The 20,008-nt window shown below is 70.5% G+C and carries 16 protein-coding genes and 1 tRNA gene; 10 read left to right on the forward strand and 7 right to left on the reverse strand.

The features are described from left to right. Nucleotides 1–30 precede the first annotated feature (30 nt). The 4 genes from B082_RS0130595 to B082_RS0130610 are packed head-to-tail and all read left to right on the forward strand — an operon-like array spanning nt 31 to nt 3,987. On the forward strand, nt 31–1,701 hold the full coding sequence (locus tag B082_RS0130595) for a thiamine pyrophosphate-binding protein (protein ID WP_018555607.1): 1,671 nt from the start codon (nt 31–33) through the stop codon (nt 1,699–1,701). Further along, nucleotides 1,698–2,660 carry a PDR/VanB family oxidoreductase gene (locus B082_RS0130600; protein WP_018555608.1) on the forward strand — a complete coding sequence of 321 codons (963 nt, stop codon included), beginning with the start codon at nt 1,698–1,700 and terminating at the stop codon, nt 2,658–2,660. The genes B082_RS0130595 and B082_RS0130600 overlap by 4 nt, the downstream gene beginning before the upstream one ends. A gap of 21 nt (nt 2,661–2,681) precedes the next feature. Continuing rightward, a complete protein-coding gene (locus B082_RS0130605) occupies nt 2,682–2,912 on the forward strand; it encodes a recombinase-like helix-turn-helix domain-containing protein (protein WP_018555609.1) in 231 nt (76 codons plus the stop codon). A 7-nt stretch (nt 2,913–2,919) separates the two neighbouring features. Further along, on the forward strand, nt 2,920–3,987 hold the full coding sequence (locus tag B082_RS0130610; RefSeq protein ID WP_018555610.1) for an aromatic ring-hydroxylating oxygenase subunit alpha: 1,068 nt from the start codon (nt 2,920–2,922) through the stop codon (nt 3,985–3,987). Between the two features lie 147 nt (nt 3,988–4,134). Here B082_RS0130610 and B082_RS0130615 read toward each other — a convergent pair whose 3' ends face one another. Further along, on the reverse strand, nt 4,135–4,647 hold the full coding sequence (locus B082_RS0130615) for a MarR family winged helix-turn-helix transcriptional regulator (protein WP_018555611.1): 513 nt from the start codon (nt 4,645–4,647) through the stop codon (nt 4,135–4,137). A gap of 126 nt (nt 4,648–4,773) precedes the next feature. Between B082_RS0130615 and pepN the strand changes: the two genes are divergently transcribed. The 3 genes from pepN to B082_RS0130630 all read left to right on the forward strand — a co-directional run bounded on the left by pepN (nt 4,774) and on the right by B082_RS0130630 (nt 10,339). Continuing rightward, complete coding sequence (gene pepN, locus B082_RS0130620) at nt 4,774–7,275, forward strand: aminopeptidase N (protein WP_018555612.1); 2,502 nt, start codon at nt 4,774–4,776, stop codon at nt 7,273–7,275. Nucleotides 7,276–7,532: 257 nt separating this feature from the next. Then, a complete protein-coding gene (locus B082_RS0130625) occupies nt 7,533–8,936 on the forward strand; it encodes a pyridoxal phosphate-dependent decarboxylase family protein (RefSeq protein WP_018555613.1) in 1,404 nt (467 codons plus the stop codon). Continuing rightward, complete coding sequence (locus B082_RS0130630) at nt 8,933–10,339, forward strand: lysine N(6)-hydroxylase/L-ornithine N(5)-oxygenase family protein (RefSeq protein ID WP_018555614.1); 1,407 nt, start codon at nt 8,933–8,935, stop codon at nt 10,337–10,339. The genes B082_RS0130625 and B082_RS0130630 overlap by 4 nt, the downstream gene beginning before the upstream one ends. 87 nt (nt 10,340–10,426) lie before the next feature. Here the strand turns inward: B082_RS0130630 and B082_RS0130635 are convergent, their stop codons facing one another. Continuing rightward, complete coding sequence (locus tag B082_RS0130635) at nt 10,427–12,238, reverse strand: bifunctional metallophosphatase/5'-nucleotidase (protein WP_026250354.1); 1,812 nt, start codon at nt 12,236–12,238, stop codon at nt 10,427–10,429. Nucleotides 12,239–12,516: 278 nt separating this feature from the next. On the opposite strand from B082_RS0130635, the gene B082_RS0130640 reads away from it, so the two are divergent. After that, the gene (locus B082_RS0130640) at nt 12,517–13,221 is read left to right on the forward strand and encodes an SIMPL domain-containing protein (protein WP_018555616.1); all 705 of its coding nucleotides are present in this window, start codon (nt 12,517–12,519) and stop codon (nt 13,219–13,221) included. Nucleotides 13,222–13,366: 145 nt separating this feature from the next. After that, entirely contained in the window at nt 13,367–14,800 is a 1,434-nt protein-coding gene (pyk, locus tag B082_RS0130645) for a pyruvate kinase (protein ID WP_026250355.1), read from the forward strand. A gap of 10 nt (nt 14,801–14,810) precedes the next feature. On the opposite strand, the gene B082_RS0130650 is transcribed toward pyk, so the two are convergent. Together B082_RS0130650 and B082_RS0130655 are read right to left on the reverse strand one after the other, a co-directional pair. Beyond that, complete coding sequence (locus tag B082_RS0130650) at nt 14,811–15,569, reverse strand: helix-turn-helix domain containing protein (RefSeq protein ID WP_026250356.1); 759 nt, start codon at nt 15,567–15,569, stop codon at nt 14,811–14,813. 109 nt (nt 15,570–15,678) lie between these two features. After that, nucleotides 15,679–15,753 (reverse strand) — tRNA-Leu (locus tag B082_RS0130655). 95 nt (nt 15,754–15,848) lie between these two features. Between B082_RS0130655 and B082_RS0130660 the strand changes: the two genes are divergently transcribed. Continuing rightward, entirely contained in the window at nt 15,849–16,499 is a 651-nt protein-coding gene (locus B082_RS0130660; protein WP_018555619.1) for an ANTAR domain-containing response regulator, read from the forward strand. A gap of 63 nt (nt 16,500–16,562) precedes the next feature. Here the strand turns inward: B082_RS0130660 and B082_RS0130665 are convergent, their stop codons facing one another. The 3 genes from B082_RS0130665 to B082_RS0130675 are packed head-to-tail and all read right to left on the reverse strand — an operon-like array spanning nt 16,563 to nt 20,004. Then, on the reverse strand, nt 16,563–17,279 hold the full coding sequence (locus B082_RS0130665; RefSeq protein ID WP_018555620.1) for an ABC transporter ATP-binding protein: 717 nt from the start codon (nt 17,277–17,279) through the stop codon (nt 16,563–16,565). Continuing rightward, on the reverse strand, nt 17,276–18,214 hold the full coding sequence (locus B082_RS0130670; protein ID WP_018555621.1) for an ABC transporter ATP-binding protein: 939 nt from the start codon (nt 18,212–18,214) through the stop codon (nt 17,276–17,278). Before B082_RS0130670 ends, B082_RS0130665 begins: the two co-directional genes overlap by 4 nt. Nucleotides 18,215–18,219: 5 nt before the next feature. Then, complete coding sequence (locus B082_RS0130675; RefSeq protein WP_018555622.1) at nt 18,220–20,004, reverse strand: branched-chain amino acid ABC transporter permease; 1,785 nt, start codon at nt 20,002–20,004, stop codon at nt 18,220–18,222. Nucleotides 20,005–20,008 lie beyond the last annotated feature (4 nt).

Raw genomic sequence — 20,008 nt, forward strand, 5'->3', positions numbered from 1 at the left:
TGCCCGAACCCCTCACCAGGAGCACCCGACATGACCCGACCCAATGGCGGCGACCTGCTCGTCGAGACGCTACGAGGACTGGGCGTCGACACGGTGTTCGGCATCGTCAGCGTGCACAACCTGCCGCTCGTCGAAGCCGTCGACCGCGACCTGCGCTTCGTCCCCGTCCGCCACGAGGCCGCGGCCGTCAACGCCGCCGACGGCTACGCCCGCGCCACCGGCAACCTCGGCTGCGCCCTCACCAGCACCGGCACCGGGGCGGGCAACGCGGCCGGCTCCCTCATCGAGTCCCTCAGCTCCGGCACCCCCGTCCTCCACATCACCGGACAGATCGACAGCGCCCACCTCGGCTCCGGACGCGGCTTCATCCACGAGACCAAGGACCAGCTCGGCATGCTCCGCGCGGTCTGCGCCCACGCCGTCACCGTCACCGACGCCGAGAACGCGGGCGGCCTCCTGCGCGAGGCGGCGGCCCGCGCCCTGACCGCCCCGCACGGCCCGGTCAGCGTCGAGTGGCCCATCGACCTCCAGTTCGCGCCCCAGCGGCTCACCGGCACCCCCGTGCCCCGGGCCCCCGCCCCCGACCTGCCCGACGCGGCGCTCCTGGACGAGGCGGCCGCCCTGCTGTCCGCCGCCCGCCGCCCCCTGCTCTGGGCCGGCGGCGGAGCCAACAGCGCCCGCCCCGAGGTCGCCGCCCTCCTGGACGCCCTGAACGCCGGACTCGTCACCTCCAACTCCGGCCGCGGCGCCGTCCCCGAGTCCGACGACCGGGTCCTCGGCAACTACGCCACCGCCCCGGCCGGCCGCGCCCTGCTCGCCGAGGCCGACGCGCTGCTCTCCATCGGCACCCACTTCCGCTCCAACGAGACCGCCGACTACGGCCTCGAACTCCCCGCCACCCACATCCAGATCGACCTGGACCCGGCCGCCCCCGGCCGCGTGTACCCGGCCACCGTCGCCCTCACCGGCGACGCCACCGCCGTACTCGCCGCCCTCCTGGGCCGCGTCACCAGCGGCGGTACGGAGCCGGGCTGGCCGGAGCGCGTACGCCAGGCCCGTACCGGCGCCCGCACCGCGCAGCGCCACGCCATCGGGCCGCAGGCGGCGGTCAACGACGCGATCCGCGACGCCTGCCCGCCCGGGTCCGTCATCGCCAGGGACGTCACCATCCCGTCGTCCACCTGGGGAAACCGGCTCCTGGAGATCACCGACCCGGCCACCAACGTCTTCCCGCGCGGCGGCGGCATCGGCCAGGGCCTCGCCATGGGCATCGGCGCCGCACTCGGCCGCCCCGGCACCCCCACCGTCGTCATCGCCGGAGACGGCGGCCTCGCCGTCCACCTCGGCGAACTCCTCACCCTCGCCCAGGAGAAGCCCGACCTCACCCTCCTCGTCTTCAACGACGGCGGCTACGGCGTCCTGCGCAACATGCAGGACAGCCACTTCCCCCGCCGCTCCGGAGTCGACCTCACCACCCCCGACTTCGCCCTGCTCGCCGCCGCCGTCGGCCTCCCGTACGCCCGGATCGCCGCCGAGGCCGACGCGGGGCCCGTCATCAAGGAGGCCGTCACCACCCCCGGCCCGGCCCTGGTCGAGATCGACCTCGTCGCGCTCGGCCCGATGAACACCCCGTTCACCCCGCCCGTCAAGCTTCCCGCCGCCGCCACCGACACCCAGGGAGAAGGAGGCAACCCGTCATGACATCCGCCGAGGAACCCCGGCTCGACCTGCTCGTCCACCGCATGACGTGGGAGGCCGACGGGGTGCTGAGCATCGAACTCACCCACCCCGACGGCGCCCCCCTCCCCGCCTGGCGGCCCGGCGCCCACATCGACGTGCACACCGGCGGCCACATCCGCCAGTACTCCCTGTGCTCCGACCCCGCCGACACCACCCGCTGGCGCATCGGCGTCCTGCGCGAACCCGCCTCACGCGGCGGCTCCGCCCATGTCCACACCCAGCTGAGGCCCGGCCAGACCCTCCACGTCCAGGGCCCCCGCAACCACTTCGCGCTCGACCCCGCGGGCGACGCCACCGGCTACCTCTTCATCGCCGGGGGCATCGGCATCACCCCGCTCCTGGCCATGGCCCGCGAGGCCGCCCGCACCGGCACCCCCTGGCGGCTCGTCCACGGCGGCCGCACCCGCGCCTCCATGGCCTTCACCGCCGAACTCGCCGCACTCGCCGGGCTCCCCGGCGCCACCGTCGAGTTCATCCCCCAGGACGAACAGGGCCACCCCGACCTCGACACCCTGCTCGGCACCCTCGAACCGGGCACCCAGGTCTACTGCTGCGGCCCCGAACCCCTCCTCGCCGCCGTCGAGGAACGCTGCCCCGACGCCCGTACCGAACGCTTCGCCGCACCCGCCGCCCGGCAGCCCGACGGCCAGGACACCGGCTTCGACGTCGTCTGCTCCCGCACCGGACGCACCGTCGAGGTCGCCCCCGGCACCACCGTGCTCGACGCCCTGGAGAACGCCGGCGTCCCCGTCGCCTCCTCCTGCCGCGACGGCATCTGCGGCACCTGCGAGACCAAGGTCGTCGAAGGCGTCCCCGACCACCGTGACTTCCTCCTCAGCGACGGCGAACGCGAAGCCGGCGCCTCGATGATGCTCTGCGTCTCCCGCTCCCGCACCCCCCGCCTCGTACTCGACCTCTGAACCGCCCCGAAGGGAGCCGACATGACCGGCCCGACCAGCCCGCAGTACCTCGACCCGAACCAGGCCCGCACCGCCGAGCCCACCCCGTACGAGAAGAAGCTCGCCGCCGTCATCGAGGAGGTCTTCGGCGGCGGAGCCCACGACCTGCCCGGACTCGTCGCCGGACTCAACGCCCGCGACGTGCCCGCCCCCGACGGCAGCCCCTGGACCGAGGACACCTTCCGCACCGAGATGCGCCGACTGGGAGCGTGAGACAGCCATGACCACCGCCACCACCCCCGTGCCGCAGGGCACCCCCACCCGCCCCTCCGAAGTCGCCCGCCCCGGCGACCGCACCGCCGACCGGCTCTTCGCCACCGGCATCCGCAACCAGTGGTACGCCGTCTGCCCCTCGGACTTCGTCCCCGCCGGCGGCATGAAACGCCTCACCCTCCTCGGCGAGGAATGGCTCCTCTTCCGCCGCGCCGACGGCACCCTCCACATGCTGGAGGACCGCTGCCCCCACCGCGGCGCCCGCCTCTCCCTCGGCAAACACCTCGGCGACCGCATCGCCTGCTGGTACCACGGCGTCCAGGTCGACGGCACCGGCACCGTCGCCGCCGTCCCCGGCCTGCCCGGCTGCAACCTCGAAGGCAAGCAGCTCGTCGCCGCCCCCCACCTCACCGAGACCGGCGGCGCGATCCTCGCCTACTTCGGCGACCACGCCCACGCCGAACCCGTCCCGCTCACCCTCCCCGAACCGCTCACCGACCCCGGCACCTCGGCCTTCCTCTGCTACGCCGAGTGGAACGTCAACTGGCGCTACGCCGTCGAGAACCTGCTCGACCCCATGCACGGCTCGTTCCTCCACCGCGACTCGCACAGCATGGCCGAGGGGCAGACCACCGCCCGCTTCCGCATCCGCGAGACCGAACGCGGGTTCTTCTTCGAGAAGACCGACCAGAGCGGCGTCAACTTCGACTGGGTCGAGCTCTGCCGCACCGGCGTCGACTGGGTCGACCTCACCATCCCCTACCCGCCGACCGCGGGCCCCGGCGGCCCGTTCGGCATCGTCGGCATGGCCACCCCCATCGACGAGAACCGCTGCTCCGTCTTCTTCTGGCGCTACCGCGAGGTCACCGGCTGGCAGCGCGACACCTGGCGCTTCCTGTACAAGACGCTCCTGGAGGACCGCCACTGGGAGGTCCTCGAACAGGACCGCGTCATGCTGGAGGACCTGCGCACCGACGCCGACCGGGCGGAGAACCTCTACCAGCACGACCTGGGAGTGGTACGAGTCCGCCGCATGTACCGCACAGAGGCGGAGAGCCAGGCGGCGGGGGCCTGACGCACGTCCTCGGCCGCCGGCGGCACCGAGCCGTCCGGCGGCCGGGGACACTCCCGCACCGGGCCGAGGACGCCCGCGAACCAGGCCCGTCCGGCGATCGACCGGGGACACCACCCGCACCGGGTCCACCGGCGCCCCGCGGAGCGCCTACGCACCGCCCTCCGCGTCGAGCACCGACCGCTCCAGCTTCTCCAGCAACCCCGCCAGCTGCTCGCACTCCGCCTCCGACAGCCCCGCCAGCATCCGCCGCTCGTTGTCCAGATGCTCCGAGAACAGCTCGTCGATCAGCGAGAGCCCCTCGTCCGTCAGCCGCGAGTGCACCACCCGCCGGTCCTGCGGATCGCGCTCGCGCCGGATCAGCCCGTCCTTCTCCAGCCGGTCGATCCGCAGCGTCACGCCCGCCGAGCTGATCAGCCCGGAATCCGCCAGCTCACCCGCCGTACGCCGGAACGGAGCCCCCGCCCGGCGCAGCGCCGTCAGCACGTCGAACCCCGCCATCGACAGGCCCTTGCGCTCCACCGGCCGGGAGATGGCCGTGCTGTACCGCAGGAACGCCCGGTGCAGCCGCCCGAAGACCTCCAGCGGAGCCGTGTCCAGCTCGGGCCGCTCGCGCCGCCAGTCCGCCACGATCGACGCCACCGCGTCCTGGTCCTTCGCCATCCCGCCACACCTCCGCGCAGGTACACAATGGGGTAAGAATCTTAGCCCTCAAAGGATCGGCCGCCCCCGCCCGGTTCCGCCGGAACCCGCCTGCACGCCGCCCCGCGGATACGGCAGCATGTCCCCATGTCCGTACTGACGCGCGATGAAGCGCAGACCCGAGCCCAGATCCTCGACGTACAGCGATACACGATCGAACTCGATCTCACCGCGGGGGAGGAGACCTTCGGCTCCCGTGCCGTGATCGACTTCACCGCACGCACGGCCGGGGACACCTTCATCGAGCTCAAGCCCGCGGCCCTGCGCTCGGTCAGCCTGGACGGACAGCCGCTGGACCCCACGGACCTCACCGAGAACCGCTTCCCCCTGCGCGGCCTCACCCCCGGGCCCCACCAACTGCGCGTCGACGCCTCGATGAGCTACTCCCGCACCGGCGAAGGCATGCACCGCTTCACCGACCCCAGCGACAACGAGACGTACGTCTACACCCAGCTGTTCATGGAGGACGTCCAGCGCGTCTTCGCCGCGTTCGACCAGCCCGACCTGAAGTCCGTCTTCGCCCTCACCGTCACCGCCCCGGAGGGCTGGACCGTCCTCGGCAACGGAATCGCCGAGCACACCGGGGGCGGCCGCTGGACCATCGCCCCCACGCCGCCGGTCTCCACCTACCTCGTCGCCGTCGCCGCCGGCCCCTGGCACTCCGTGACCACCGAGCACGCCGGCCTGCCCTTCGGCATCCACTGCCGCCGGTCCCTCGCCCCCCACCTCGACGCCGACGCCGACGAGATCCTCGGCATCACCCGGGCCTGCTTCGACCGGTTCCAGGAGAAGTTCGACGAGCCCTACCCGTTCGACTCCTACGACCAGGCGTTCGTCCCCGAATTCAACGCCGGCGCCATGGAGAACCCCGGCCTCGTCACCTTCCGCGACGAATTCGTCTACCGCTCGGCCGTCACCGACACCGAACGCCAGACCCGCGGCATGGTCATCGCCCACGAGATGGCCCACATGTGGTTCGGCGACCTCGTCACCCTCGCCTGGTGGGACGACATCTGGCTCAACGAGTCCTTCGCCGAGTACATGGGCTACCAGACCCTCGCCGAAGCCACCTCCTTCACCGACACCTGGGTCGAATTCGGTGTCGCCCGCAAGGGCTGGGGCTACGACGCCGACCAACGCCCCTCCACCCACCCCGTCGCGCCCGACCCGGCCGCCGTCCCCGACACCGCCTCCGCCCTCCTCAACTTCGACGGCATCTCCTACTCCAAGGGCGCGTCGGCCCTGCGTCAACTCGTCGCCTGGCTCGGCGAGAAGGACTTCCTCGCAGGCATCAACACCCACTTCGCCCGCCACAAGTTCGCCAACGCCACCCTCGCCGACTTCATCGACAACCTCGCCTCGGCCACCGACCGCGACGTCCACGGCTGGGCCGACCAGTGGCTGCGCACCACCGGAATCGACACCCTCACCGCGCACACCACCGACACCGAGACCACCTGGTCACTGACCGTCGGCCGGCAGGGCACCCGCCCCCACCGCATCAGCGTCGGCGCCTACGACCACACCCTCGAAACCCGGCACGGCCCCACCCCCCTCGTCCTGCGCGAACGCTTCGAGACCGGCATCCCCCAGGACACCCCCACCACCCGCCCCGGCCGCCGCCCCGCCCTCGTCGTCATCAACGACGAAGACCTCACCTACGCCAAGATCCGCCTCGACGCCGACTCCTGGAACACCGCGCTGGGCAGCCTCTCCGGCATCCCCGACGCCCTCACCCGCGCCGTGATCTGGAACGCCGCCCGCGACATGGTCCGCGACGGCGAACTGCCCCCCGCCACCTACCTCGAAGCGGCCCGCACCCACCTCCCGCACGAAACCGACCTCGCCCTCCTCCAAGGCGTCCTCGGGTTCGCCGACACCTGGGCGGCGGGCCGCTACACCGCCCCCGACGACCGGCCCGCCGCCCTCGCCACCCTCACCGCCCTGTGCCGCGACCTCATCCGCCGCACCGAGGACGGCACCCGCCCCGGCCTGCGCCTCACCGCCGTACGCCACCTCATCGCCGCCGCCACCCAGCCCGACACCATCCAGGGCTGGCTCAGCGACGACACCGTCCCCGGCGGACCCGAACTCGACCCCGAACTGCGCTGGCGCATCCTCACCCGCCTCGCCGTCCTCGGCGCCACCGACGAAACCGCCATCGCCGCCGCCCTCGAAGCCGACCCCAGCGCCACCGGCCAGGAAGGCGCCGCCCGCTGCCGCGCCGCCCTGCCCACCCCCGAGGCCAAGGCCGCCGCCTGGCACGCCATGTTCAGCGACGACACCCTCTCCAACTACCTCTTCACCGCCGTCGCCCAGGGCTTCTGGCAGCCCGAACAGACCGACCTCGTCCGCGCATACGTGCCCCGCTACTACCCGGACGCCAACCGACTCGCCAACCGCCGCGGCCCCGCCATCGCCGAAGCTGCCGGAGCCCACGCCTTCCCCGTCCACGCCATCGACACCGACAACCTCCGCCTCGGCGAAGAAGCCCTCACCGACCGGACCCTCACCCCCGCCCTGCGCCGCAAGATCACCGACCAGCTCGACGACCTGCGCCGCGCCCTGACCGTACGCGACGCCCACTGACCCGAAACGTGCTCCGAACGACCCGCACCACCCCGTGCCCGGCCCGCCCCCACCACCGAGGAGCAGGCCGGGCACACCCGTAGAACCACACCCGCATACCACCCCGACCACCGGCAACCCGGACCGATCCACACTCGGCCACCCCTTCGAGTTCAGATCATCCGGCTCCCCGGCAGCGCCACCCGAAAACCGGACAAGCTGGCATGCACACCCATGCCCGCACACCACCCACGCGCGCCCGAAGGACCAGCCACCCCATGCCCACCCCACCCCTCGCCGGATCCACCACCGGACCCACCGCGCTGCGCCCCCTCCTCGACACCGTCCTCACCGCACTCACCGAAGGCGCCCGCCGCCGCGACGGCCCCCTCCCCGCAGGCGGACCCGACACCGTCACCCCCCACATGCGCACCACCCTCACCCCCCTCATCCCCGACCAGGGAACCGGCGCCCACCACGCCCTCGCCACCATCGTCCAAGCCCTCACCGAAGGCGCCGCCGACCCCGCCGACCCACTCTGCGCCGCCCACCTCCACACCCCGCCCCTCGCCCTCGCCGCCGCCGCCGACCTCGCCGCCTCGGCCCTCAACCCCTCCATGGACTCCTGGGACCAGGCCCCCGCCGCCTCCACCCTCGAAGCCGACACCACCGCCGGGCTCGCCGCCGAGATCTACCCCCACCACCCCGCACCCGACGCCGTCATCACCACCGGCGGCACCGAGGCCAACCAACTCGCCCTCCTCCTCGCCCGCGAACGCCACGGCCCCGTCCAGACCGTCACCGGCACCAACGCCCACCACAGCACCGCCCGCGCCGCCTGGCTCCTCGGCCTCCCCGAACCCCTCACCGTGCCCGCCCCCACCGGCACCATCGACCTCACCGCCCTCCACGACACCCTCACCCGCAACCAGGGCAAGGCCCCCCTCCTCGTCACCGCCACCGCAGGCACCACCGACACCGGACAGATCGACCCCCTCACCGACATCGCCGACCTCTGCGCCCAGCACGGCGCCGAACTCCACATCGACGCCGCCTACGGCGGACCCCTCCTCTTCAGCCCCACCCACCGCCACCTCGTCAACGGCCTCGACCGCGCCGACAGCGTCACCTTCGACCTGCACAAACTCGGCTGGCAACCCGCGTCCGCCGGCATCCTCGCCGTCCCCGACCGCCGCCACCTCCACGCCCTCCACCACCACGCCCCCTACCTCAACGCCGACGACGACACCGAAGCCGGCCTCCCCGACCTCCTCGGCCGCTCCCTGCGCACCACCCGCCGCCCCGACGCGCTCAAAATCGCCATCACCCTCCAGGCACTCGGCCGCACCGGACTCGCCGACCTCATCGACCGCACCTGCGCCGCCGCCCACCACCTCGCCGACCTCATCACCCGCACCCCCACCCTCGACCTCTACGACCGCCCCACCATCAGCACCGTCCTCTTCCGCCCCACCGCCGCCGACGACCACACCGTCGCCACCATCCGCCGCACCCTCCTCACCCGAGGCCACGCCGTACTCGGCCGCACCCACGCCCACGGCCGCCTCTGGCTCAAAGCCACCCTCCTCAACCCCCACACCACCCCCGAGGACCTCCGCCGCCTCCTCGACCTCGTCACCCACCTCACCACCGAACTCAAGGAAGGCAGCACCCTGCGATGACCGACCGGCCCACCCCCGAGGACCCCCACCGCCCGCACGACCTCGTCGGCATCGGCATCGGCCCCTTCAACCTCTCCCTCGCCGCCCTCGCCCACGGCGTGACCACCCCCCTCACCACCGCCTTCTACGAACAGCGCCCCGCCTTCCACTGGCACCCCGGACTCCTCATCGACGGCGCCACCCTCCAAGTCCCCTTCCTCGCCGACCTCGTCACCCTCGCCGACCCCACCAGCCCCTGGAGCTTCCTCAACTACCAACGCACCCAGGACCGCCTCTTCCCCTTCTACTTCGCCGAGCGCTTCCACATCCACCGCGCCGAATACGACGCCTACTGCCGCTGGGTCAGCGACCAGCTCCCCGGCCTCCACTTCGGCCACCGGGTCGACGCCGTCCGCTGGAACCCCCGGGCCGCCCACTTCGAAGTCGACCACACCCGGCTCGACGCCCTCGGCGAAGCCGCCTCACCCGGCCGCACCCACACCCGCCACATCGCCCTCGGCATCGGCACCGAACCCCACATCCCCGAACCCCTCAAACCCCTCACCGACGCCGGCACCGTCCCCGTCATCCACTCCGCCGACTACCTCCACCACCGCGACCGCCTCCTCGACGCCGGACACATCACCGTCATCGGATCAGGCCAGTCCGGCGCCGAGATCTTCCTCGACCTCCTGCGCGCCCGCCCCGCCGGCCACGAAAAACTCCACTGGCTCGCCCGCACCCCCGCCTTCGCCCCCATGGAGTACTCCAAACTCGGCCTCGAACACTTCACCCCCGACTACACCCGCTACTTCCACGCCCTCCCCGAACCCACCCGCGACACCCTCGTCCCCCAGCAATGGCAGCTCCACAAAGGCATCGACCACGACACCATCGCCGCCATCCACGACGAGCTCTACCGCCGCACCCTCCACGGCGGCTGGCCCGACGCCACCCTCACCCCCGGCGTAGCCGTACGCACCGCCGGCCGCGTCGCCAACACCCGTGTCGAACTCCACCTCGAACACACCCAGCAAGGCACCCGCAGCCGCCTCACCACCGACGCCGTCGTCCTCGCCACCGGCTACCGCGAACGCCCCCTCGACCACATCCTCGACGGGCTCGCCCCCCACGTGCGCCGCGACACCTCCGGCCGCCCCCGCGTCGACGACCGCTACCGCCTCGACCTCGGCCCCGCCGTCACCGGCCACATCTACGTACAGAACGCCGAACGCCACACCCACGGCGTCGGCGCCCCCGACCTCGGCCTCGCCGCCTGGCGCAGTGCCACCATCCTCAACGACCTCACCGGCACCACCCCCTACCCCCTCCCACGACGCACCGCCTTCACCACCTTCGGCCTCACCCAGCCCGCCATCCCCGCCCAGAACCCCAACCCCGCCCCCCTCACCCGCAACAACTGACCACCCGCGCACGTGAAAAGGGCGGCCGCCCCACCTCCCGCACCGGGAAGAGGAACGACCGCCCACAGCACACCCGAACCGCCGCGATCAGAACACCGGCGTACCGTCCCGCGTCAGCCGCCAGTCCACCGAAGCGAACTGCGCACCGTCCACCGAACCCTTCGCCTGCACCCAGCCGATGATCGTGTTCCGGATCTCCTCCGAATTCGCCCACAGCTGCTTCGCACCCGGAACATGCGGGAAATTGCCCCCGCCGCTCGCCCGGTAATTGTTCACCGCCAGCACGAACTGCGCCGCCGGGTCGATCGCCTTCCCCTCGAACGACAGATTCACGATCCGCGAACCCGCCGGCTTCGCGATGTCGATGTCGTACGTCAGACCCGACACCGCGTCGTAGTTGTAATCCGGCGTGTTGTCCGCATTCGTCAACTTCTCCGGGTCCACCGCCGCACCCGCGGCCGTCTGCACGTAATACCGCGCCGAGAACTCCAGGTAGTCCAGGATCTGCGCGCCCGTCAGCAGCCGAGCCTCCAGCGTGTTCTCGAACGGGTACAGCCCCGCCGCGTCCTTGATCGTCACATCACCGGCCGGAATCCGAGCCGTACGCGAGAAACACGACGCCTGCGACAGCACCGGCAGATCCGCGTACTCGCCACCGGCCAGCGCCTCCTTCACCGTCTCCGTCTGGACGACATTGATCAGGTCGATGATCGGCTCGTCCTTCCACGCCGCCTCGGCCGTCGTCATCGCCGCCGTCGACGTCCCGATCACCTGGTTGACGTACGCCACGACCTTCTTGTGCTCGCCCGTCAGCAGCTTCGTGATCTTCGGGTCCTCCGCCGCCGTGTTCGAGTTCAGCACCCGGGAACCGGCCTTCTCCACCACCCAGCGGCCCTTCTCCCACACCACGTCGAAGTCGAACAGCGTCAGCCGCTGCCCCCACTTCAACGGCTCCGAGAGCACGACCTTCTTCCCGGTCTTCTTGTTCTCCACGAAGTACTCGGGGATCTCCAGATGCGCGTGACCCACCAGAATCGCGTCGATCCCCGGCACCTGCTCCGCCACCAGACCCGCCGCGTTCTCCACGTACGGAATCTGGTCCCCGTACGACGACGTCCCGCTGTTGCCCGAGTGCGCCGACACGATCACCACGTCCGCGCCCATCGAACGCAGTCGCGGCACATACTTCGCCGCCTGCTCCTCCAGACCCGGGAACACCATCTTCCCGCCGACGTTCGCCTTGTCCCAGATCGCGATCCCCGGATTCGTCAGACCCAGCACCGCCACCTTCACATCCCGGCCGTGCGGCGTGCGCAGCTTCTTGATCACGTACGGCGCGAACGCCGGCCGCAAGGTCTTCGCGTCCAGCGCGTTCGCCCCGAGCAGCGGGAAATCACACTGCTCCTCGAACTTCCGCAGCACCGGAATGCCGTAGTTGAACTCGTGGTTGCCCAGCGCCGCCGCGTCGTAACCGATCGCGTTCATCGCCCGCGCCATCGGGTGCACCGGACCGCGCTTCGCCGTGATCGGGTCGATCTTCGCGTAGTAGTACGACAGCTGGGTGCCCTGAATCGTGTCACCCGCGTCGATCATCAGCGTGTTGTGACGGCCCTTCTCCCGCCGCACCTGGTTCACCAGCGTCGAGATCTTCGCCAGACCGACGTCGTTGTGATCCTGGTCGTCGAACTCCGCGTCGGTGAAGTAGTCCCAGTTGAAGACGTTCCCGTGCAGGTCGGTCGTCCCCATCACGGTGAACGAATACCGCTTCTGCCCATGCCCGTGCCCATGGCCCGGCCCGCGACCGTGCGCCTGGGCGGGCGCCGCGGCACCGCCCGCGATCACCGCACCCGCGCCGGCCGCGGCCGATGTCCCCAGGAACGTCCTTCGGTTCAGCGGCATCTCGTCTCCCACATCTCAGTTCTCTTGGTGCGAAGTTCTGTCGTGCGCGGCTCAGCCGTGCGCGGTTCGGCCGGTCACGGTTCCGTCGTGCGCGGGTTTGTCCGTCATGTGACGCGTGTAGATCGAACGCACGCGGCCGGACGACGCGCGTAGATAATCACCCACGCACCACCCCCGGCAACACCCCCGGCAGGTTTCCGTTCCATGACCACCCGTTGTCCCCCCACCGTCGTCACGAAGACGCACCGACTGTCACACCGGGATGCCACAGTGAACCCATGACCGACACCGCCCAGCCCTACGGCACCCCCGACCAGCCCCGCCTCGCCGTCCGAGGCGAAGCCCGCCTCGAAGTCGACCCCGAGATCGCCCACCTCTCCATCACCGTCACCGCCCGTGGCAAGGACCGCCGCGCCGCCCTCGAAGACCTCACCCGCCGCAACACCACCGTCCTCGACCTCGCCCGCGGCTACGGGAACGCGGTCGAGAAACTCGAAACCGGCGCCCTCTCCATCACCCCCGAACTCACCCAGCGCGGCCGCGACGAGAAGATCCGCGCATACCACGGCCGCGTCCACATCACCGCCGTCCTCAACGACTTCACCGCCCTCGGCGAATTCATCACCCGCGTCGGCGACCTCGACATGACCCGCGTCGGCGGACCCTGGTGGGCCCTGCGCCCCACCTCGCCCGCCCACGGCGAAGCCCGCCGCCAGGCCGTCCGCGAGGCCGTCCAGCGCGCCCGCGAATACGCCGGAGCCGTCGGCGCGGAGCTCGCCGCCCTGGTGGAACTGGCCGACATCGGCGCGGAGAACGCCGCCCCCGCCGGCTACGCCCGGCGCGGCGCAGCCGCACCCCCCGCCCCCGGAGGTTTCGCGGGCGCCGCCGCCGCCCCGCCGCCCGCCATGGACCTCGAACCCCAGCAGCAGACCGTCTACGCCCAGGTGAACGCCCGCTTCACCATGACCCCGCCGAAACTCTGAATTCCCGCCCGCCGCACGACCCGGCGTGCTCATCCGAGCATGCCGCCGCACAATTCAACACTTGTCAATAACCCTTCATTCAAAGGTGGTTGGACAGTCATACAGAGCCAATTACCTACCCATAGGTAAGGTCTAGGGTCGAACCATGCGCCGAGCCAAAATCGTTTGCACCCTGGGACCCGCCACCGACACATACGACCAGATCAAGGGCCTCGTCGAGGCGGGAATGGACATCGCCCGCCTCAACCTCAGCCACGGCAGCTACGCCGAACACGAAGAGCGCTACCACCGCGTCCGCAAGGCGTCCGACGAGGCCCGCCGCAGCGTCGGTATCCTCGCCGACCTTCAAGGCCCGAAGATCCGCCTCGGACGCTTCCGCGAAGGTCCCGTACTCCTTGAACGCGGCGACGACTTCACCATCACCGTCGAACCCATGGAGGGCGACCGCCACGCCTGCGGCACCACGTACAGCGGCCTCGCCGCCGACGTCACCCCCGGCGAGCGCATCCTGATCGACGACGGCCGCGTCACCCTCGAAGTCACCGAGGTCGACGGCCCCCGTGTCCGCACCACCGTCGTCGAGGGCGGCATGGTCTCCGACCACAAGGGACTCAACCTTCCCGGCGTCGCCGTCTCCGTCCCCGCGCTCTCCGAGAAGGACATCGACGACCTGCGCTGGGCCATCCGCACGGGCGCCGACATCATCGCCCTCTCCTTCGTCCGCAGCGGGCGCGACATCGAGGACGTCCACCGCGTGATGGACGAGGAGGGCCGCCGCCTCCCCGTCATCGCCAAGGTCGAGAAGCCGCAGGCCGTCGACAGCATCGAGGACATCGTCGCGGCCTTCGACGGCATCATGGTCGCCCGCGGGGACCTCGGCGTCGAAATGCCGCTGGAGCAGGTCCCGATCGTCCAGAAGCGCGCGATCAAGCTCGCCAAGCGGAACGCGAAGCCGGTCATCGTCGCGACCCAGATGCTCGACTCGATGATCGACAACTCCCGGCCCACCCGTGCCGAGGCCTCCGACGTCGCCAACGCCGTCATCGACGGCACGGACGCGGTGATGCTCTCCGGTGAGACCAGCGTCGGCAAGTACGCGATCGAGACGGTCCGCACGATGTCCCGGATCGTGGAGGCGGCCGAGGAGGACATCCTCGCCAAGGGGCTCCCGCCCCTCACCGACCGCAACAAGCCCCGCACCCAGGGCGGCGCGGTCGCCCGCGCGGCGGCCGAGATGGGTGACTTCCTCGGCGCGAAGTTCCTGGTGGCCTTCACCCAGAGCGGCGACACGGTCAAGCGTCTCTCCCGCTACCGCTCACCCATCCCCGTCCTGGCCTTCACCCCGGACCCGGCCACCCGCTCCCAGCTGAACCTGACCTGGGGCGTGGAGACGTTCCTCGGCCCGCACGTGGACTCGACGGACGCGATGGTCGCCCAGGTGGACGAGGAGCTCCTGAAGATCGGCCGCTGCCAGAAGGGCGACGTGGTGGTGATCACGGCCGGCTCCCCGCCGGGCGTCGCCGGATCGACGAACCTGGTGCGCGTACACCACATCGGCGAGGACGACAGCCCGAAGTAGGGCGGCTCGCTCAGTATTTCGGCCCGACGTGTGCATCCATGAGGGCGACGGATGCCCGTCGGGCTACGGAGATGTTCTTGCCGTTGGCGCGCTTCCACTCGACGCCCACCTGATCGAGGGTGCTGGTGAAGAGGTCCAGGATGTCGGCCGACAGGTTGGTGAAGAAGTAGCGGGGGTACTCGTAGCGCCGCTGTTCGCCGCGGACGGTGCGGGTGGTCCAGTTGGTGACCCGGCAGCCGTCGGAGTGGATGAGGCCCCGGACGAACTCCCATGGATGTGCGTCCACGATGTCCTGTTGCCACTCGGCCAGCTCGATGGTGCGGTCATGCTTCTTGCCGGGGCCGTGCTGGGGGAACAGGCAAGGCCAGTGCTTGCTCAGACATGTGACGTACTGGCAGCCCTGCCGCTGAACGCGGAAGACTTTGTTGCTCGCCCGAATGGCCTGCATGGCCTCGCCGCACGCGTCGATGAGTCCGGGCCATGCGTCGGCACAGGCGATGCGGAGTGAGTACACGCCGCGTTTGCCCTGGCTGATGCAACCGTCTCCGAGGTAGAGCCCGAGCAGGTACGCGTAAGCGGAAGGATCTTCGAATGGGCGAGATGAGCATCGCGGGCACTCCGAGCCACGCCCACGGCCAAGGGGTTCCATCCGCTGGAGCCACGAACGAATGGCTGCCCGCGAGATGCCCGTCTGCTTGCTCACGGAGTTCTGGCTGAAGCCGCGATCGAGGAGAGCGAGTGTGCGCTTGCGGGTTTCAACGTCGTACACATGGCCGAGATTGTCGAATGTTCGGCGGCCAGACGCGGAGTCGGCGGTGACGTCACACGATCACGTGAATCCGTATCGTTTCCCTGCGACCTTGGATTCGAAGGAAAAGTGCCCCAGGTGGGATTCGAACCCACACTGTCCGCTGTTTGAGAGCGGCCTCTCTAACCAGTTGGAGTACTGGGGCCTTAGAAAGGAAGGGCCAAGAGCGCCCTGTGTAGTGACACCATACCGTAGCTAGGTAGGCTCATGGAGAGCCATATGCCCTGAACGAGGAGCCCCGTGACCACCCCCGAGTCGCCCCAGCCCGTCGCCGACGACGACAAGTCGCACGTCCCGCCGCTGACGACCCGCGTCGTCATCGCCGAGGACGAGGCGCTCATCCGCCTCGATCTCAAAGAGATGCTCGAAGAAGAGGGCTACTCGGTCGTCGGTGAGGCCGGGGACGGGCAGCGGGCCGTCGAGCTGGCCCGGGAGCACAAGCCGGACCTGGTCATCCTCGATGTGAAGATGCCCGTCCTCGACGGGATCTCCGCCGCCGAGAAGATCGCCGCGGAGTCCATCGCACCGGTCCTCATGCTCACCGCCTTCTCGCAGCGCGACCTCGTGGAGCGGGCCAGGGACGCCGGGGCGATGGCGTACCTCGTGAAGCCGTTCAGCAAGAGCGACGTCGTGCCGGCCATCGAGATGGCCGTCTCGCGGTTCTCGGAGCTGAAGGCCCTGGAGAGCGAGGTCGCGGACCTGGCGCAGCGGCTGGAGACGCGGAAGCTGGTGGACCGGGCGAAGAGCATTCTGCAGACGGATTACGGGCTGTCGGAGCCGGAGGCGTTCCGGTGGATCCAGAAGACGTCGATGGACCGCCGGCTGTCGATGCAGCAGCTCGCCGAGGCGCTGATCGAGGACGCCGAGGAGAAGAAGCGGGCCGCCGAGTAGGTTCCCGGGAGTACGAGAAAGGCCCGCGCCACGAGGCGCGGGCCTTTCTCGTACTCCCGGGGCTCAGTCCTCGCCGAGGTACGCCTTGCGGACGGACTCGTCATGGAGGAGGTCCGCTCCGGTGCCGGAGAGGACGATCTTGCCGATCTCCATGACGTGGCCCTGGTCCGCGAGGGAGAGCGCGGCCTGGGCGTTCTGCTCGACCAGGAGGATCGTCGTGCCGGAGGCCCGCAGTTCGACGATGGTCTCCATGATCTTCTGCATCATGATCGGGGAGAGGCCCATGGACGGCTCGTCCAGCATGAGGAGCTTCGGCTGCGACATGAGCGCGCGGCCCATGGCGAGCATCTGCTGTTCGCCGCCGGAGAGCGTTCCGGCGGCCTGCTTGCGGCGTTCCCCGAGGATGGGGAAGAGGTCGTAGGCGCGCTGGACGTCCTTCTCGATGCCTGCCTTGTCGCTGCGGAGGTAGGCGCCGAGGAGGAGGTTCTCCGTGATCGTCAGCCGGGGGAAGATGTGGCGGCCCTCGGGGGAGTGGGCGAGGCCCAGGGAGACGATCTTGTGTGCGGGGATGTTGGTGAGCGGTTTGCCCTCGAAGAGGATGCGGCCGCCGAGGGGTTTGAGCAGCCCGGAGAGGGTGCGCAGGGTGGTGGTCTTGCCGGCGCCGTTGGTGCCGATGAGGGTGACCACCTGGCCGGTCTCGACGGTGAACGAGATGCCCTTGACGGCTTCGATCTTGCCGTAGGCGACGCGGAGGTCCTCGACCTCCAGCAGTGCGGTCATCGGTTGTCCTCCTCTTCGGTGGGAGCGGTGGTGGCGGCCGGGGCGTCCTCGGCCGGGGTGGCCGGGGTGGTGGCCGCTTCCGGTGCTGCCGCGGCTTCCGCCTCGGCGGCTTCGACCTCGGCGACCTCCTCGGCGCCGGGGGCGCCCTCGAAGGGGGTGCCGAGGTAGGCGGCGATGACGCGTTCGTCGCTCTGGACGACGGAGGCCGTGCCCTCGACCAGCTTCTCGCCCTGGACGAGGCAGGCGACGCGGTCGCAGAGGTTGAAGATGAAGCGCATGTCGTGCTCGATGACGAGGACGGCGATGCCCTGGTCCCGGATGGCGAAGATGAGTTCTTCGGTGACGCGGGTTTCCTGGGGGTTCATGCCGGCGGTGGGCTCGTCCAGGAGGAGGAGTCCGGGGTCGCTGGCGAGCGCGCGGGCGATTTCCAGCTTGCGCTGGTCTCCGTAGGGGAGGTTGCGCGCGAGGTGGTCGGCCTTGTCCTGGAGGCCGATGAACTCCAGGAGCTCCATGGCGCGTTCGCGGCTGCCGTTCTCCGCCTTGGTGTAGCCGGGCAGGCGCAGGAGCGCGGACCAGAGACCTTCCTTGGTCCTGGTGTGGCGTCCGACGAGGACGTTCTCCAGGACGGTCATGTTGGCGAAGAGCCTGATGTTCTGGAAGGTGCGGGCGATGCCGGCCTTGGTGACGAGGTGGGGCTTGGGCGGCAGGACGGTGCCCTTGTAGCTGACCTTGCCCTCGGTGGGGACGTAGAGGCCGGTGAGGCAGTTGAAGAAGGTGGTCTTGCCGGCGCCGTTGGGGCCGATGAGACCGACGATCTCGCCGGCGTTGACGGTGAGGTCGACGCCTCGTACGGCGGTGAGGCCGCCGAAGCGCATGGTGACTCCGCTGGCGTCCAGGACGGTCGTCGCGGTGGTGGCGGTCTTTGTGGTGGTCATGGTGGTTACGCCCCCGCCTTGGCGATGCCGGCGTCTGTCTCGTCGGGCTTCCGGGGTTTGGGCACGTCGAGCTGGTCGGTCTCGTGGAATTCGAGCTGCTTCCTGCGGTCGGCGACCAGGCCCTCGGGGCGGAAGCGCATGAGGAGGACGAGCGCGATGCCGAAGAGGAAGAGCTGGTAGTCCTGCATGAACTGCAGCTTGGCCGGGATCAGGTAGAGCAGCGCGGCGCCGACGAAGGGTCCGCTGAGGGTGCCCATGCCGCCGAGGATGACGGCGGCGAGGAGGAACGCGGAGTTCGGGGGCACGGAGCCGGCGAACTGGTACTGCTCGGGCGTCACGGTGTAGTTGACGTGTGCCTGGACCGTGCCGGCGAGGCCGGCGAGGGTGGCGCCGAGCGCGAAGGCGAGCAGCTTGAGCCGGAAGGCGTTGATGCCCATGGCGGTGGCGGCGGTCTCGTCCTCGCGGATGGCGACCCAGGCGCGGCCGATGCGGGAGTCGCCGGAGCGACGGAAGACGAGGACGACGACGGCGGTGACGACGAGCATCAGCAGGTAGTAGTTGGCCGGCCTGCTGAGGGTGAAGGGGCCGAGTTCGTGGGTGAGCCCGAAGTCGATCCCGAACAGGTTGAGGTCGGGGATGCTGGGGATGCCCTGGGAGCCGTTGGTGAGGTCGGGTCCGCTGTTGCCGTTGAGGTTGTTGACGGTGACGCGGAAGATCTCTCCGAAGCCGAGCGTGACGATGGCGAGGTAGTCGCCGCGCAGACGCAGGGTCGGGGCGCCGATGAGGACGCCGAAGATCAGGGAGACCACGGCTCCGGTGAGGACGGCGGCCCAGAAGGGGAACTGGACGCCGATCGCGGAGAGCGGTGCGCCGGAGACGAGGGCGGCCGTGTAGGCGCCGACGCCGAGGAAGGCGACGTAGCCGAGGTCGAGGAGGCCGGCGAGGCCGACGACGACGTTCAGGCCCAGTGCGACGGTGGCGAAGATGAGGATGTTCGCGCCGATGAGGGCGTATTCCGCGGTGTCCTGGGTGAAGGGGAAGCAGAACGCCGCGACCAGGGCCGCGGTGAGGGTGACGTTGCGGTGCTTGGAGGTCAGCGCGGTGATGCGGGCGATGAGTCCGGCCCGGGTGAGCGCGGTGAACGCGAAGACCGCGGTGATGAGGAAGCCGATGAACTGCTCGGAGTCCTCGGTGGGGATGTCGATCCCGTAGGTGAAGATGTACAGCGCCAGGCCGAAGGCTCCGGCGATGACGAGGATCTCGGCCCAGCCGGGGAGGGCCCTGGCGCGGGGTGCCGAGGGGGCGGCGAGGCTGTTGCGGAAGCGCTGCCAGCCGGTCGGTTCGGGTCCTTCGGCGGGGAGTGCCACGTCGCTGGGGAGCGCGAGGGAGGCGATGACGGCGACGAGTGCGCCGATGCCGCTGACCCAGGCCCCGGGTTCGAGGTTGACGACGCCGCCGAGCTCGTAGGAGATGGCGCCCATGGCGTAGCCGGTGGTGCCGAGGACGGCGAGGGCCAGGAGGCGGACGGGGCTGTTGGTGCCGCCGGGGGTGAGCCAGCGCAGTCCGGGGATGCCGTATCCGGTGAGGGTGAACAGCAGGGTGAGGACGGCGCCGGTGAGGGTGAGGACCTGGAGGCCGCCGGGGTAGCCGGTGACGGTGAGGTCGCCGGGGAATTCGGAGGTCCAGGTCCAGGGGAGGAAGGTTCCGGCGAGTGCGGCCGCGGCGCCGGCGAGGGTGGCGATCCGTGCGGCGGGTGCGGGGAGCGGGACGAGCGGGTTCTGGGTGGTCATCCGT

It is taken from the genome of Streptomyces sp. ATexAB-D23 (assembly GCF_000373645.1).
Classification (GTDB): Bacteria; Actinomycetota; Actinomycetes; order Streptomycetales; family Streptomycetaceae; genus Streptomyces; species Streptomyces castrisilvae.